Here is a 16565-nt window from a genome sequence, read left to right as displayed (position 1 = left end):
CGGCCGGGACAGCGCCGCTCGCGGCGGCTGTCTCGGGCTGGAGGGCCTGCTCGCGCTGGGCGAGCGCGACAGCGGCCGGGTCGCGTTCCCCGGCTGCCCGCTCCGGTGCTTCACGGTCCGCGCTCGGGCGCTCCTGCCTGCTGCGATCGACGGTGTAGGTGGTGCGGTTGTTGTCGTGCCCGATGCGGGAGGCGATGAACTGTTCGCGCTGCTCGCCCTGGTACTCGTGGGTGTTGCTGCGGCCCTCGGCGATGAAGTTGTCGCCCTTCTGGAACTTCTCCGCCGCGCGTTCGGCGGCCTTGTCGAACATGACGAGGTTGGTGAACTCGCTCTCCAGCTGCGTGAATGAGCCGTCCTCGTTGCGCTGGAACTGTTCGATGCCGACGCGGGCGTAGAGCCTGTGCCCGCCATTGCTGGTTTCGGTCAGCTGCGGGTCGGTGGCGATGAACCCCGACAGGGCCTCGCGGGTGGGAATGGCCATGAACCCTCCTTCAGGGTCTGATCGGTTCGCCCGCTCATGCGGGGTCACAGGTCAGGTATGAACGGCGACCCTCTGTTCACGCCCCGGAGTGGAGGAGCCGCTCGATCTCGGTGCGGTCGCTCCGCAGCTGGTCGGCGTCCCGTCGGCGCGGCCAGGCCCGCAGGGTGGTGATGATGGGTCGGGCGGTGCGGAGCATGACGACGCCGGTGCCGAACGGCAGGGTTCGCAGGACGTCGGGTGGCAGGATTGGGAGGCGCCGGACGGATCGTTGGGTCGAGTGGGAGCCGTAGGCGTCGGTGGTGACGCTGTCGGTGGTCTCGTCCCGGTCTCCGATGAGCGTGGAGAGGTCTTGGAGGTCGCGGGAGTTGGAGGCGCCGCCGAGGATGATCTTGACGATGGAGGCGTCCCAGATCGCGTTGGCGTTGTTTTCGCCCCACAATAAACGACGCGTTAGCGGCCGTCCCACGCAGGGTGAACACGGTCGGCCTTGGCCGCTACCTCGCCGAACTCGCCGTGAGCGCAGTTGAAGAATGCCCGGCTCCCAGCGCGGGGCCGGAACTTCAGGTAGCTGTCATTCCGCGCGCATCGACTCGATAGCGTCGCCGTCCATCTCCTGGGCCACGCTCCGAGCCTGCAGGATGCGCGCGCTGTCAGGAGAACACCATGTCGCGATCTGCGTTGCCATGGTCGCTTCACTTGAAAAGAATTCAGACAGCGCGTGCAGATATGCAACAGATGTCGTATAGTTGGGCAGATCGCACGGTCGCGAAGATCGGCGGGCCAGGTTCGAGGAGGAACAAAGCCATGTCAGAAGTTCTCAGGCCGGTTGTCGGCACGGCGATGCCGGAGCCCATTGTCGAAAGCAGTTTGCCCGCACCCGAAAGACTCAGAACACGATCCGTGCTCGCTATCGCTGCTGCGCAGTTCGGCACCGCTGTGCCGGCTGTGGCCGTGGTCCTCGTGGCGTGGCCGATCACGATCGGCGCGCTCGATCCGGTGAACAAAGCTCTCATCCTCAGCCTCGTGTCGGGGTTGGGTGCTTTCGTGGGGATCTTCGTCACTCCGATCGCCGGGGTGCTTAGCGATCGCTGTGCGTCACGCTTTGGGATGCGTCGCCCGTTCCTGATTTTCGGCGCCATCGGCGCCGTCGGAGGAATGATCCTGATGGGGATATCGTCGACAGTAGGCGTCCTGATCGCCGGGTCGTTGCTGTTCGCGCTCGGGTCGGGTATCTACGCCGGTGGCAACTATGCCCTCGTCCCTGACCAGATCCCTGAACGATATCGAGGACGCGTCATGGGCCTGGGCATGGTGATGACCACGACGGCTGGCCTGGTCGCGTCCATCACCTTGCCGATGCTCATCGGCAACCAGTTCCTAATGTTCGCCGTCCCAGGCGCTGTGATGGCCGCCACAACCTTGCTGACTGTCCTCCTCATCAGGGACCGCAAGCTGGATCCCACTCAGAGCACCGATAGGCCCACCGTGCGCGGGCTCCTCGCCCAGTTCAAGATCAATCCCCGCGACATCCCGGACTACTCTTGGGCATGGACCGGTAAGGTCGTCGTCACCCTCGGCACCGTCTTGACGACCGTTTACGGTGTCTACTTCCTCACCGACCACCTCGACGTGCCCGCCGACCAGCTTCCGGGTACCATCGCGATCACCGGAATCATCGGCTTGCTCACTGCGGTCGGCGGAGCGATTCTCGGCTCCTGGATCAGCGACAAGTTCCGTATCCGCAAGAACATGGTCCTTTACACTTCCAGCTTGATCTTCCTCGGTGCGGTACTGGCAGCATTCGCACCCAACGTCGCCGTGTATTTGGTCGCTCTCGCCCTGATGGGTCTCGGCACGGGCGCCTACTTCCCTGTCGATGGGGCTGTCATGATCGATGTACTTCCCGGTGCTGGACACGAAACCGGTAAGTACATGGGTCTGATGGCGCTTGCCGACCAGCTTCCTCGCTCCATCGGTCCGTTCATCGCCGCCGGGGTGCTTGCATTGGGAAGCCTTATTCCCTCTGGCGGGTATCCCACAGTCTTCATCGCGGGCGGTGTCATCGCGATAATCGGAGGATTGCTCATCCGTAAAGTCAAGGGGAGCGTCTAACTGCCGACCCGCGCGCCCCTCCCGGCCGGAGCCCAGAGATGGGTTCCGGCCGGGGTGTTGGTTCCGGACCGGTAAGGCGATGACTTCGTCGGCGACAGATCCTTCACCGATTCTCGCGTGAAGTGGCGTGGATCCTGGGAGTTTCAGTGGTCACGTATTCCCGTCCGCCGCGCGGAGAACGGGAATGCGTGATTTCTCGGGATTCTTTGCTTAGCCCAGATGAGATCTATGTGGGTGCTCGCTCCGACTACGCGTCGTCGTTTCCTCGAGCGTCGGATTCGGCGCCGCGAGTCGGCGTAGCGAAGGCAGTGGCGGCAGCCACAAGCTCCGCGGTGCCCCGGGTAGCCGCGGTCGCCCTGATGATGATCTGACCGGGTTCGCCGGTGGAGCGGATCACAGCGAGGGCGCGTCCACGGTATGTCGTGCGGCTGGAACTGAGGAAGCTCTCGACACTCGATGGCGCTGCTGTCCCGTAGCCGACCAGTTCGCCGGGGCCGGAGACGGAGATCTCCACGAGCTCGTCGGCCAGCATCTCGACCTCGCCGTTGCCGCCCACGAGGGAGATGGCCGCGAAGAGCAGGTCGTCACCATCAGCGACGATGCGGTTCTCTCCCTCGATCGTCACGTGAACCGGGCCGGACGCTGAGGTCAGCGACGTGCGCGTTGTCTCGACGCCTGCACGATATCCGACAGCAGTGAGCGTGCCCGGCTCATACGGCACCGCGAAACGGGCCAGGAGTCCCCGACGCCGACCGGCACGGCGTCGGCCGACCCGGCGGCCGTTGAGCCATAGCTCGACGTGGTCGTCTGTCGAGTAGACCTCGATCTCGGCTTTGCGTCCCTCGCAGCCGCGCCAGGACCAGCTCTCCACGGCATCGGTCGTGCGCCATGCGGACCGCACTACCGGTGCGCCGCTCAGGTTGACCGGTCGAACGCCGATTGCTGGGGCATCGAGTCGGCCCCACGCCGCTTGCGCAAGCCGGAGACTCGTATCGGGGTGGCCAGTGAGGTCGAACATTCCCGGGCCTGCGATCAGATAGGGGTACGGTTTTGCGAGTCCCGCTCGCTTTCCGGGAACCCAGACACCCACCCCCGTCTCGCCGAGGTACTCCCACCCCGTCCAGACGAAGTCTCCGATTACTGCTGGATGCTCATTGACCAGCTTCCAGGCGCGTGCCACGTCCCCGGGCAGCGTCTCCGTACCGAGGATGACGCGATCGGGGTAAGCGCGCACATCCCGTCGGTAGCGTCCGAGTCCGTAGTTGTATCCGGCCACGTCGACTTCGGCGAAGGCATCGCGAGATGCCTTGTCGGCCCGTGGCAGCTTCGACACGAAGTTCATCATCCGACCGATCTGATTGATCATGACGTTCGCTTCGGTGCTACCGGCCATTGGCTCGTCGTTGGTTTCCACGGTCGGTTTATATGGAGACTTGTCCATCGACACGAGGGTGTTGAGGAACAGGTTCACTGCGAGGGTCACCGGTCGATCCGGGTCGATTCGGTGCAGATACTGGGTGATCTCGCGAGCGAGGGCTACGCCTTCCGGGGTCGCCGTTTCGGGGATCTCGTTGCCGGACGCGTACATGATTACGGATGCCCTGTTGCGGTCCTTCTCCACCATTTGGTCGGCGTCTTCGCGCCAGGTGTCAGGGAATCGCCACGCCGCATCATGCGGGGTCTTGCGGACTTCCCAGTAGTCGGCGAGTTCGTCCAGCACGTACATGCCGATCTCGTCACACGCATCAAGCAGGTGACGAGACATCGGGTTGTGCGCGCTTCGGATCGCGTTAAAACCTGCCTCTTTCAGCAAGCGGATGCGGCGGAACTCTGCCGCCCGATGAGTGGCAGCACCGAGCGGACCGTTGTCGTGATGGATGCACGCTCCTGCCAGCTTCACCGGGACATCGTTGATGAGCAGGCCCCGTTGCGCGGTAACACTCACGGTTCGCAATCCGACGCGTTCCCGCCGCTCATCAATCACGGATCCGTCGACGGTCACCCTTGACACCAACTCGTACAGGTGCGGCCTTTCGGCTGACCACAACCGGGCATCCGGGACTGCCATACTCACGCGACCCTGGACACCGTTCGTTCTGCCAACTGCGGTGACGACCCCATTGTGGATGAGCTCGAAACTCACCTCGACGGAGTCGTCGGCGTTCTCAATGAGATACTCGATGTCGACCGTGGCACTATCACCGGCTTCTGACCGGGTGCGTAGCCGGATGCCGTCGGTGGCGAAGTGCGTGCGCGGCCGAAGAAGCAGTTTCACCGGACGGTAGAGGCCAGACCCGGGATACCAACGGCTGGCGGGCTGCTTCGCGTTATCGACCTCGACGACGATCTCATTCGATTCTCCCCACACCAGCGCGGTGTCGATCGGGAACTCGAACTCGCTGTAGCCGCTGCGGATGGTGCCGACAGGTGTCCGATTCACGTACACGTCGGCATCGCCCTGTACTCCCTCGAACCGAATTGCCGCGTAAGGCAGAACCTTCGGATCGACATCTGCGACCCAAGTGGTCCGGTAGACGTAGGCGCCACCCTCAAAGTACGCAACCTCCGCGCCACCTGTCGCGAGGGAAGAACGCGGCTCTGCGAGCATCGCGTCGTGAGGCAACCGAACCGTCTTCGAAGAGTCTGTTCCCGCTGAGGCAAACTGCCAAGTCGTCAAGTCGATGACGGTCGTTCCTGCGTGCCTGGTCATGCGTGCTCCTCTGAGTGCGCCTCGGTGATGAGTCGTCGTCGGCTGGTGGAGACGTTCGTGCGGCGGCGACGATGTGCTCTGGGCTAACTTCCTCCACGAACCTTGAGGATGAGGAGACCTCCGATCAGGGAGATGACCGCTGCAGCGATGTAGGTGACTGCGTATCCGCCCATGGCGGTAGCTGCCCCGAGGGCGACGACCACACTGCCCAGAAGCGGCCCGAAAGCGCGGGGGAGTTGATCGGCTACGGCCATCAGCGACATGAACTTGCCGGATTGCTTCCCCTCTCCGGGGAGAACATCAATAGCGAGGGCCCCGTCAGTGGGGCTGTAGACACCCAACGCGATAGCTGTCAGGGCACTGCCAATGATGAAGAAGAGGACATCGCCACTGAACGCAATCACAAGTGCTCCGGCCGACATCACCAAGGCAGTGCTGATCACGATGGCTTTCCGCTTGCCGAGCTTGTCGCTGATCCATCCGCCGAAAATCGCGCCCCCGAGCGTTGCAGCAAGTCCGATCAGGCCATTGAGAGTCAACACTCCGGAAAGCGTGCTTTGAGAAACACCAATCTGGTCGGTGAGAACATACACGCTGTACGTCGAAGCCAACACGGTGGCGAGGATGAAGACGACCTTCGCCAGCCATACCCACGACCAGTCGGGAACCGTCCGCGGGTTGATCTTGAAATCCGCCAGAAGGCTTCCCAGCGTGAGCCGCCCGGGACTTTGCTCCCGAGGCAGTACACGGTCCTGCAACAGGAACAAAACAAGCGCCGCACCGACCAATTGGACGATCGCCGGGATGCCGAACAGGAGGAGCTGGTTGTTCAGAAGGGGTGGCAGGAACACCGACGCCAAGACGCCGGAAACCGCGACTGCCGCCATCATCGCCCCTTGCGCGCGGCCGCGATACTGCCGAGGAACCTGATCGGGGATGATCACGTAACACGCCGATGTCAGCGCGGCATTTCCCACCGCATACATCGCAGCGCCCGCGAGCAACGTCGTGATACTGCTCGCCGCACCCATCGCCCCCAAGCCGGCGGCGCTCACCAGCGAGCCGAAGAGGATGAAGGGGCGACGCATGCCGAATCTCCACGTGCACCGGTCACTTAGAGCGCCATACAAGGGTGTGAGGACGACCATGAACCCCGCCACAATCGACGACACCACACTCAGATAGAAGACCTTCTCGTCCGGCACCAGGCGCGCGATTGTCACAGGCCACGCCACAAGGACCATGCCGACAGAAGCGACGCCCACACTCAGTTGCAAGAACACTGCCGCGACGATGAAGCCCTTCGGCATCCGCTCGCGCGAGGGTATGACACCAGTCGGGGCGGTGACGAACTGCGCGTCGACCTCGAACTGACTACCTATCTCGGTCACTGTGCTCCTCCTTGAACAAAATCCTCCGGCACGAACCGATGGAAAACTGTACAGCAAGTGTCGCATAGATTTTCTCAGCAGATGTTGCATAGAGTGGAGTGGTCCGAGCGCGGTCCACGAGACTCCGCGCTCTCCGTGACCAAAGGCAAGCGATCCCGAGTTCCCTTCTTGTTAGCCAAAAGAGAAGAGCATCATGACAAACCCCACGGCCCACAATGAGGTCACGCCGTACGCGCTCACCGTCGAGACAGGTGGCGACAGCTTCCCTGTCTCAGACAGTCGACCTGCCCTTTCGTGGAAACTGCCGCCGTCCGTTCCCGTCCAACTCGGCTTCGACCTGCAAGCGACGATCGGAGACGAACCGTTCGACTTCGCGTACGAGGGACCGCACCACCGGTTCATCGAGTGGCCATGGCGAGAGCTCACGAGCACCGAACGAGTCGCTTGGCGCGTCCGCGTGCGCCACGTCCAGGGCGTCACCGCCTGGTCGCCCTGGTCCACGTTCGAGAGCGGCCTGCTTGAGCCCGACTGGGTCGCAGAGTGGATCGCCTCCCCAGAGGGGAGCGATCTTCCAATCGGAGAACGACCGGCCTACGCCTTCACCCAGCAGTTCATCGTCGACGAGCCGTTTGACGCTGCTCGACTGTACGCGAGCGCCCTGGGCGTCTATGACGTGTTCGTGAACGATGTCCGCCTCGGCACGGAGCTGATGCCGGGCACCCAGTCATACGATCGAACGCTCTATGCCCAGGCGATGGACGCGTCCTCAGCACTCCGAGTAGGTGTGAACACGATCACGTTCGTGCTCTCAGACGGTTGGTTCCGGGGACGCGCGGGCGCGTTCCGGGAACAAGCAAAGTGGGGCACCGACACCGCGCTCCGCGGCGAACTCCGTCTGCTCTCTGAAAAGTCCGAGAGCACCGTGGTTGTCGCGACTGCCCCCGGGTGGACTGTCACGCAGACGTCTGTCACCCGCGCGGACCTCATGGACGGTCAAACAACAGACCTGAGCGTCACCCCACGCGTGGTCGGCAGTGCCGTCGCGGGACCAGGCGCGCCAGCTGTCGAATGGTCGCCGGCTCCGCCGATGAGAGTGATCGAAGAGCTCCCGCCTCGCTCCATCACACCACTGACGCCGGACACCCTCGTCGTAGACTTCGGGCAGAACGCCTCCGGCCGGATCCGGCTCGCCAACCTCGGCGATCGGGGAGTGGCGACCCGGCTCGTATACGGCGAGCACCTCGGACCTGACGGCGACCTCACCCTGACCCACCTTGACACGGGCGCCCCCGACGGCAGCGTGGTCTCCTTCTCCCAGCAGGATGAAGTCATCTCAGACGGGAGCCCTGCTTCCGTGTTCGAGCCGCACCACACCGTCCACGCGTTCCAGTATGCGAGCGTGCATCGCCCTGGCATCGCCCTGGACGCAGACGAGATCACCATGCAGGTCATCCATACCGACCTCACCTCTGTAGGCGATTTTTCCTCCAGCGATGACGATCTGAACAGGCTCTGGGAGGTGGCGCGATGGAGCCTGCGCGGCAATGTCGTCGACATCCCCACAGATTGCCCCACCCGAGAGCGCGCAGGCTGGACAGGCGACTGGCAGATCTTCCTGCCCACAGCGGTCCGTCTTTTCGACGTCGACGGGTTCACCCGCAAGTGGCTGCAATCCGTTCGCGACGACCAGCTCGATGACGGCAGGATCGTGAACATCTCCCCGGACGCCTCGCGGATGCGCACCATTCCAGACCCGGGCGTCGACTTCGCGACGGGCTCAGCGGGCTGGGGAGATGCGATCGTCCTCGTACCGTGGGAGCTCTACCAGACCTATGGCGATGTGCAGGCGCTTCGCGATTCATGGGTCGCGATGACCCGATGGGTTGCCTTCGCGCTGAAGGCTGCGGCCGAGAATCGGCATCCGTCCCGCATCGAGAAGTCACCAGAGCCTCAGCCGCACGAGCAGTTCATCTGGGACGGCACCTTCCACTTCGGAGAGTGGCTCGAGCCCACCCCGCTCTCCGAGGACGGCACACCCGGACCCACCATGCCCGACCCGATGGCATGGGCGATGGCCGACAAGGGTGAAGTCGGCACCGCCTACCTGTATCGGTCCGTCTCCACCCTGTCCAAGATCGCCCGGGTGCTGGCCCGCACCGACGACGCCAAACACTACGCCGACCTCGCCGAGCGAATCCGTCAGGCGTGGCGCGTCGAGTTCATAGACGACCAGGGACGGACCCCGAGCGACACCCAGGCAAGCTACGTCAGGGCTTTGGCATTCGACCTCGCCCCGGCATCCCTGCGGTCCCCAGCCGCCCAACGACTCGCGCAACATATCCGGACCGCCGGCGACCACCTCAGCACAGGATTCCTCTCCACCGCCGATCTCCTTCCTGTGCTCGCCGACACCGGTCACGCCGACGTCGCACACCGATTGCTGTGGCAGCGCACGACCCCGTCCTGGCTGGGCATGCTCGACCGGGGCGCGACCACGATCTGGGAAGAGTGGGAGGGCGTGGATCGCAACGGAAACGCGCACGCATCCCTGAACCACTACAGCAAGGGAGCAGTGATCCGCTATCTGCACTCCCACACGCTCGGACTCCGACAAGCCGACGATTCGGTTGCGTGGGAGTCGTTCCTCGTTGCGCCAGTCGTCCCGGACACGCTGACTTGGGCGAAGGGGCATTTTGACGGCCCGCAGGGGCGCATCAGCGTCGCGTGGGAACGTGAAGGATCGCTCGGCACCTTGCGGGTGACGGTGCCCGGAGGATCGCACGCCACCTTGAGATGGGGTGACCAGGTGGTAACCGCAGGTCCCGGCGCCCATCAGCTTCACGCCACCCTGAGTGGGGAGGCCGGTGCGCCGCCGAGAACGTGAGCGCTGTGGAAGACTGGGGCCATCTGACCGAATCATCGCGCTGGAGGGCTGAGATGGAGAACACCGATCCGCGATACGTGCGATCGCGTCTCAAGCTCCGCGCGGCCTTCCTTGAGGTCGCCCGCGAAGACCCGGCTAGATTGTCGGTGTCGATGGTTTGCGAACGCACCGGTGTTGATCGGGCGACCTTCTACCGGCACTTCGACACCATCGATGACCTTGTCGCCGATGCGCTCGGCGACCTCGCCAATCAGGCCACGTTGCAATGGGAGTCGACGACGACCGGCAGCGGAACTCAGTTCGACGAATCGTTCGAGATCATCGCGACGTATTTGTCTCACGTTGAGAGCAATTGGAAGCTCTACCAGTGGGCTCTCGGTGCCGCAGGCAGCGCCAAGACGATTCATGCGCTCCTCGCCCGGGCAGCGCATGCCGTTGCGTTCGAGTTCGCGAAACTCGATCCGACGCTCACGCACGAAGAGCGAGCGTTCCGGGCCGCCTACACCGCCGGTGGACTGCTCGGTGTCTGTATCAACTGGCTGTCCGCAGAGGCACCTCAATATTCCAGTCGTGAGCTCACCGAGCGGTTCATCCGCATATCTCAGCAGCAGTCGGACCACGTCTTCACCTGAACACAGACGTGGCCCGATTGCGGGTCCTCGCAGGTCAGGGGAGTAGTTGCGCGAGGAAGGCGTTTCTTTCCGCCTGGGCGGGGTAATCCCGCACGTTCAGGACGCATTCTGGGCACCAGTGGCCGGCAGTGAGAATCAGACGCGGGCTTCCGGTGAAGGTGTGTCCGAACGCGCACTGCCATGTCAAGGGCGTCGCAACGTCGCCTGTCTGCACGTCCTGCGAGAGAAGCTCGCCGCCTCGATGTGCGGCGACACCGGTGAGAAGCGACGCGTTCCAGTCGCTTGACGGGACAGCCTCGTCGTATCCGTGATCGAACAGGCTCGGCGTGCGGCTGGGCCGAGAGGGCCAGAACGTGTCCCACCCACCGATCGCCTCCCATTCGGCAGATGAGCCGAAGTAGGCCGCGATGGCATCCGTGTCAGCCTCGCGGACATAGTGCATGGTGCCTCGAGGCTTCAGTGTCAGCGGCTTCATGACGAGGTTCTTGATCACCCACGCGGGAATCCGCCCCGCCATCTTGAGCGCAGGGTTCGCGGCGACTGCACGGGTGAGAGCGGCAGCGAAAGTGTCTTGACGAAATGGGACAAGCTCCTGCAGCCGGTCCGAGTCGGTGTACCACTGTCCGTGGAAGTTGCGGGTGGCGAACCAATTCCGGTCATACCACGTGCGGACGTCTTTGACGCCCAACGCGCCACTGATACCGGTCTGTAGCTCCCAGTTCGTCAGCCGCCATTCCTCGCCGCCGCCGATGTTGTAGATCCCGCCCCACAGTTGCGGGGGGACTTCGGATCCGGAGATGCTCACCATGAGTCGCGCGGCGTCCTCCACCGATACCCACTCCATCACGCCCCCGAGGGTGGAGTGCGTCATGATGGGGTCTCGGATCTCGAGCACTCCGGGGTGGAAGATTCCGGTCTGTCGGAGCCAGGTCCACCGAGGGAGCCCCGATTCCACGAGTTCCTTTTCGGCCATGACCTTGCTCTGACCGTATTCGTCGTACTCGGATACCCGAAGCGGGTCTCCGACACGTCCCCAATGGTGGGGTGGGTTTCGATCGCCTGTCTCGGCGACCGTTCCCACCCCGACCACGGCGATAAGGGAGGGGTCTGGTTGAGCCTTCACCGCGCGGATGATGTTACGGATGCTGCCGACGTTGACCCGTTCTGCGAGGCCCGGGTGGTCGTCCGAGAACGGTGACACGACGGCGCCGATGTGAAGGACGACGTCGGCGCCGCGGACACACCGCTCGACGGCCGTGTAGTCGGTGAGATCTCCGAAGACGACCTCGAGATTCTCCATGTCCTTGTAGCGCCGGATGACCTCAAGGTCCTTCGCAGACGGCAGGACGAGCGCCACGACTTCAAACTCGTCTGCCTGCTGACGGAAGCCTTCAAGCACACGCCTTCCCCAATTGCCGGCGGCGCCCGTCAGGAAGACGCGGCGACGACGCTGCGACGGCGGGTGCGGAACAGACGGTTTCGCGGTCATAGAAAGGTCCTTTTCGGTCGAAGTTGGCCAGAGGTGGAGGTTGGGTGTTATGACTTCGGGCGCGGCCTGGTGCGGAGGACGATCCACCCGATCAGCGTCACGATCAGCAGCGTTCCGACGCCGGCAAGACCCGCAAGCGTGAACGCCCAATAGAGGGACGCGACGGCAAGCATGACGATCAGCGCAAACGCGGTCATGATGTGGGCTTCATCGGCGCTCCTGGGCGGGCAGAACGACTTCGTCGAGAATGATCAGCACCGCGGCTGCGGCAGGAACGGCAACCAGTGCCCCCAGGATGCCGCCCAGAGCAGCACCCCCGAGTGCGGCGATGATCACGAGTGCACCCGGCACGGCGACTGCACGACTCATCACCCGGGGGGAGAGCACGTAGGCCTCGATCTGCATGTAGATGAGCATCACGATGGCGACGACGAGGGCGCCCACCGGCGTCACGGTCAGAGTGAGCAACACCGCGACAGCTGCGCCAGCGACCGTTCCCACGACGGGTATCAGCGCGCCGATGAAGGCGATCACCGCGAGCAAAACAGGAGCTGGGCTCCCGGCGAGGGACGTCAGAACATAAGTGAACGCAGCATTGACCAGGGCCAGCAGAAGCTGACCGCCGACATACCGGCCCACGCCATCAAAGATCTTCTCGGTCAGGTCAATACTCGCCGACCGCCGCGAACGTGCGACGAACCTATAGCCGTGCGCCTTGATCTGCGGGAGGGAGACGACGAAGTACAGCGTGAGGATCGCCACGACGAGCGCCCCCGTCACTCCGCCGATGATCCCGCTACCGACCTGAAGGAGGCCACCGCCGACGGATGTGAGCTGTTGCGGGTCGCTAAGAAACGCGACCACGCCCGACAGCAATGTGTCGAGATCAAGTGAGGATGGTGCGTTCGACATCAACCAGACGAACCACTCCTCTTGCGGGATGGTTTGCATTAGGTCGACAAGTCTTTGCGTGGTTGCGGAGACTTGTTCCGTCGCTGACGGGATGACGGCGGCGCTGAGTCCGACTAGGGCAACCAGTCCGACGCAGGCGATCAGGAAGGCGGATATCCCGCGCCGTAATCCCCAGGACGACATGGTCTTCAACACGGGGTCCACGGCGACGCTCAGAAACAATGCAATCCCGACGTACGTGAGCACGGTAGCCAACGAGGTGACGGCACTCAATATGCTCAGGCCGACGCCCACGCCCAGGGTCGCGATGAGCGCATAACGGAACGGTCTCTCCGGTAGGCCTCTAGAACCGTTCGGCTCGACGCGTGCGACAGGGGCACTACGTAGCCGCGCCTGGGGAAGCGCGACCCGCGAGGAAAAGTGCAGCGTTGTTGCCAGCTTCCTGCGAGGGGAGCGGGACGTTCTCAATCTACGCGACAGGCGCTGCATAGTTGTCACCGTAGGACGGACTGGCTGGGAATCGACTGAAGGCTCCGTGCGAGCGATACATCGATCACATGGACACTACGCAACAGCTGTTGCGTAGTGATACGATCGATGAAGTCCGATTTCAGTGGCGTCTTTAACCTGTACAACGAGGAGCATCATGGCCGATTTTCCCGACACTTTCCTTTGGGGCGCGGCGACTGCCGGGCACCAGATCGAAGGCAACAACGTCCTCAATGACATCTGGGCCATGGAGCACGTCGAGGGTTCTCCCTTCCACGAGCCGTCCGGGGACGCTTGCGACAGCTATCACCGCTACGAGGAGGACATCGATCTTCTCGCAGCGGCCGGTCTGAACAGCTATCGGTTCAGCATCGAATGGTCCCGGATTCAGCCGGAGCGGGATCTGTTCTCACGTGCCGAGCTCGAGCACTACCGGCGGATGGTCGTGGCGTGCGTCGAGCGCGGTGTGGTCCCGATCGTGACCCTGAATCACTTCGCAACGCCGATCTGGTTCGCGAGGAGCGGCGCGTGGAGCCAGCAGGGGGCAGCCGATCTCTTCGAGCGCTACACCCGTTTCGTCGTCGATGCTCTGGGTGACCTGGTCGAATGGTGGGTGACGTTCAACGAACCCAACGCGGGCGCGATGCTGTTGGCCACGGGAGCACTTCCTTTGGGCGCAGCCGCAGACGAGATCCCCACTGAGCAGCTCGAGCTGACAGCCAAATTCGCTGAGCGTGTGGGCGGGCAAGTAGGAGTCGCTTCTATGGCGCTGCCGATCCTTGCTCCCGACGCGATTCAGAACGTGTTCTCGGCGCACCGTCAGGCACGCGCGGCGATTAAAGAACTGTTCCCCGCGGCACGCGTGGGCTGGTCCCCGAGCGTGGCGGACTACCAGGCTCTTCCCGGGGGCGAGAGCGTCCGAGAAGACGTTCTCGCACAGGCGATTCACCCTTTCTGGGAGCTCTCTCGGGACGACGACTTCGTCGGTGTACAGACCTACACCCGCACCTTGCTGGGGCCCGAGGGCGTGGTGGCGGCCGAGCCGCGAGAGGAGACGACTCTGACAGGGTGGGAGTACTACCCGCAAGCGCTGGGAGCGACAGTGCGTGCCGCCGCCGCGTTCACCGATCGACCAGTACTGATCACGGAGAACGGCATCGCCACCGCAGATGACGAACTCCGTATCCGCTATACGCGCGAGGCACTCGAGAGCGTCCACACTGCCATCGAGGACGGCGTGACAGTGCTCGGATACCAGCATTGGACGCTGTTGGACAACTGGGAATGGCACAGTGGATTCGCCATGACCTTCGGCCTCATCGCGGTGGACACCGAGACGTTCAAACGGACGCCGAAGCCGAGTCTCGCCTGGTTGGGACAGGTGAGTCAGTCCAAGGGCGCGACCCTCGAAGCGGATGCCGCCGTCTACGCCTCCTGAACTGCGGTGGGGGATCGCCGGTACCGGCACGATCTCCTGGTCGGTGGCTCCGGACCTGGTTGCCTCCGGGGCTGAGATCACAGCGGTCTACAGCCGCCGGATCGCGAACGCGAAACGCCTCGCCGAGGTGCACGCGATCCCCCACGCAGAAGACGATTTCGGCGCGTTCATCGAGCGGGCCGACATCGACGTGATCTATCTCGCAACACCGTTCGCACTCCATCACAAGATGGCGGCTTCCGCGTTGCGAGCGGGAAAACACGTTCTCGTCGAGAAGCCGATGGCGATGACCAGGCAACAGGTCGTCGAGCTGTTCGACATCGCAAAGGACAACGATCGCTTCCTGATGGAAGCGATGTGGACGAAGTTCAACCCCGCGTTCATCGGACTAACGAAGGCGATCAACGACGGCGCCATCGGCGAAGTCCGCAGCATCCGCGCCGGTTTCGGATTCCCCTTCCCCGACGACGGGGGAAGCAAATGGGATCCCCGCCGCAGCGGCGGTGCGCTCCTCGATCAGGGCATCTATCCCATCACTCTTGCGTACTCCCTCCTGGGAGTGCCGGAGTCAGTCCTTTCCGAGGGGGTGGTCCGCGATGACGGGTTGGATCTGTCGCACCACACCACGCTCGAGTTCAGCGGGAACCGATTCGCTCACTGCGCGTCCTCCATCATCGAGTTCGTCAATCCCAGCGCAACCGTCAACGGCACCGCCGGATGGATCCACATCCCTGCACCTTTCTGGGCGCTGAGCTCCTTCAGCGTCCACGCCGGAGACGCTCACACGATGTTCGTCGATCCTCTCGTACACCATTTTCCAACGAACGGCAACGGCTACACGCCGATGCTCACCGCCGTCGGCACTGCCATACGGCGCGGATTACGGCAGCACCCCACCCACGACCATGAGGCGACCATCGGAGTCTTCAGCGTGCTGGACCGCATCTCCAGCGCACTGAAGGCGGTCGGATCGGTGTGATGGTGACCAGAGTCCGCAAACGACAGGAAACCGAACTACATCAGATGACGATCGTGCCGAGGGCACCGGCTTCTTGCAGCCGACGTAGGGCGTGTGGTGATCCCGCCTCGCGGCCGTCGACGCGTGATCCCTCTGGCGGTCACGGTACACAAGCCTCTCCTTCAGCCCCCGACATTCACAGCCATCCGGAGATGATATGCCAACACCCGCCTACTGTAACTCTTCGCTCGGGGCTTGTGCCGCGTTGGGTGGACCCGTCCAGGATGATCTGTGTCGATAATGCCGTCTTAGGAGACTGGTAAGAGGCGACTAAGCCCGTGAAGACGATGCGACCGCTGAGGCGCTGTGCGTGGCTGTCGGCCATTCGAGGATGAAGCATGCCCCGCCGTCAGGGCGGTTCTGCGCGGTGGCCTTTCCCCCGTGCAGTGCGGCAACTTGATCGACGATTGCGAGGCCGAGGCCGGAACCGGGTTTCGTTCGTCCGTGTGTCCCGCGGGCGAATCGACGGAAGAGTCGGGGGATCTCTTCTTGGTCAAGACCCGGACCGTCGTCTAGCACCTCGATGCGGTGGCTGGTTGCGGTAGTGCGCAGCGTGATGGTGACGGTTCCGCCGCCCGCGCAGGCTTGGACGGCATTTCGGGCGAGGTTCGCGATGGCGCGCTCGAGCGCTGCAGGGTAGACGACGGCAGTAGAAGGCTGCGTATCTGTGAGTATCTCTACGGTGGGATCGAGGCGTCGGGTGCGGGTCACTGCTTGTTCGACGATTTCGGGTAAGGAGACGAGGCCGCGCGGTTCCTCCATGACGTCGCCGCGGGCGAGGGTGACAATCTGATCGACCTCGTGTGCGAGCGCGGCGACTTGCCCGTCGAGGTCTTTGATCAGCTGTCGGCGATCAACCTCAGCGTCAGTCTCAGCGCGTTCGAGCCGGGCAAGCAAGCCGAAGTCGTTGCGCAATACCGTGAGCGGTGTGCGCAGTTCGTGGCTGGCGTTCTCCAGCAGTTCGCGCTGCTGGGCGCGGCTGGTCTGCACGGCGGAGAGCATGGAATTG

12 protein-coding genes and 1 pseudogene are annotated in these 16565 nt (G+C 63.5%); 5 read left to right on the top strand and 8 right to left on the bottom strand.

The window, feature by feature from the left end:
• Positions 1–481 (bottom strand): single-stranded DNA-binding protein (locus ACI3KU_RS11970; RefSeq protein ID WP_404922524.1); only part of this gene is annotated, 481 nt, incomplete at its 3' end.
• A 76-nt stretch (positions 482–557) separates the two neighbouring features.
• Positions 558–911: pseudogene (locus ACI3KU_RS11965) on the bottom strand (TraM recognition domain-containing protein); the annotation flags it as partial.
• Positions 912–1285: 374 nt separating this feature from the next.
• Between ACI3KU_RS11965 and ACI3KU_RS11960 the strand changes: the two are divergent.
• A complete protein-coding gene (locus tag ACI3KU_RS11960) occupies positions 1286–2593 on the top strand; it encodes an MFS transporter (RefSeq protein ID WP_404919499.1) in 1308 nt (435 codons plus the stop codon).
• A gap of 247 nt (positions 2594–2840) precedes the next feature.
• On the opposite strand, the gene ACI3KU_RS11955 is transcribed toward ACI3KU_RS11960, so the two are convergent.
• Together ACI3KU_RS11955 and ACI3KU_RS11950 are read right to left on the bottom strand one after the other, a co-directional pair.
• On the bottom strand, positions 2841–5303 hold the full coding sequence (locus tag ACI3KU_RS11955; protein ID WP_404922523.1) for a glycoside hydrolase family 2 TIM barrel-domain containing protein: 2463 nt from the start codon (positions 5301–5303) through the stop codon (positions 2841–2843).
• Between the two features lie 83 nt (positions 5304–5386).
• Positions 5387–6694 (bottom strand): MFS transporter, encoded by a 1308-nt coding sequence (locus tag ACI3KU_RS11950; protein WP_404919497.1) that lies wholly within the window; start codon positions 6692–6694, stop codon positions 5387–5389.
• Positions 6695–6887: 193 nt separating this feature from the next.
• On the opposite strand from ACI3KU_RS11950, the gene ACI3KU_RS11945 reads away from it, so the two are divergent.
• Positions 6888–9578 (top strand): family 78 glycoside hydrolase catalytic domain, encoded by a 2691-nt coding sequence (locus tag ACI3KU_RS11945; protein ID WP_404922522.1) that lies wholly within the window; start codon positions 6888–6890, stop codon positions 9576–9578.
• A gap of 53 nt (positions 9579–9631) precedes the next feature.
• The gene (locus ACI3KU_RS11940) at positions 9632–10210 is read left to right on the top strand and encodes a TetR/AcrR family transcriptional regulator (RefSeq protein ID WP_404919495.1); all 579 of its coding nucleotides are present in this window, start codon (positions 9632–9634) and stop codon (positions 10208–10210) included.
• Positions 10211–10244: 34 nt separating this feature from the next.
• Here the strand turns inward: ACI3KU_RS11940 and ACI3KU_RS11935 are convergent, their stop codons facing one another.
• The 3 genes from ACI3KU_RS11935 to ACI3KU_RS11925 are packed head-to-tail and all read right to left on the bottom strand — an operon-like array spanning position 10245 to position 13100.
• The gene (locus ACI3KU_RS11935) at positions 10245–11699 is read right to left on the bottom strand and encodes an NAD-dependent epimerase/dehydratase family protein (RefSeq protein WP_404922521.1); all 1455 of its coding nucleotides are present in this window, start codon (positions 11697–11699) and stop codon (positions 10245–10247) included.
• Between the two features lie 47 nt (positions 11700–11746).
• Positions 11747–11896: a hypothetical protein gene (locus tag ACI3KU_RS11930; protein ID WP_404922520.1), complete on the bottom strand. Its 150-nt coding sequence runs from the start codon at positions 11894–11896 to the stop codon at positions 11747–11749.
• Between the two features lie 10 nt (positions 11897–11906).
• Entirely contained in the window at positions 11907–13100 is a 1194-nt protein-coding gene (locus ACI3KU_RS11925) for an AI-2E family transporter (RefSeq protein ID WP_404922519.1), read from the bottom strand.
• Between the two features lie 157 nt (positions 13101–13257).
• Here ACI3KU_RS11925 and ACI3KU_RS11920 point away from each other — a divergent pair, with 157 nt between their 5' ends.
• The gene (locus tag ACI3KU_RS11920; RefSeq protein WP_404922518.1) at positions 13258–14538 is read left to right on the top strand and encodes a glycoside hydrolase family 1 protein; all 1281 of its coding nucleotides are present in this window, start codon (positions 13258–13260) and stop codon (positions 14536–14538) included.
• Positions 14516–15517, top strand: coding sequence for a Gfo/Idh/MocA family protein (locus tag ACI3KU_RS11915; protein WP_404922517.1), 1002 nt, complete (start codon positions 14516–14518; stop codon positions 15515–15517). Before ACI3KU_RS11920 ends, ACI3KU_RS11915 begins: the two co-directional genes overlap by 23 nt.
• 309 nt (positions 15518–15826) lie before the next feature.
• On the opposite strand, the gene ACI3KU_RS11910 is transcribed toward ACI3KU_RS11915, so the two are convergent.
• Positions 15827–16546 carry a sensor histidine kinase gene (locus ACI3KU_RS11910; protein WP_404922516.1) on the bottom strand — a complete coding sequence of 240 codons (720 nt, stop codon included), beginning with the start codon at positions 16544–16546 and terminating at the stop codon, positions 15827–15829.
• Positions 16547–16565: the final 19 nt, after the last annotated feature.

It is taken from the genome of Microbacterium sp. ZW T5_56, from assembly GCF_044987425.1.
Classification (GTDB): Bacteria; Actinomycetota; Actinomycetes; order Actinomycetales; family Microbacteriaceae; genus Microbacterium.
Note: the sequence above shows the minus strand (reverse complement) of the source record. Positions and strands in the feature narration are given on the sequence as shown.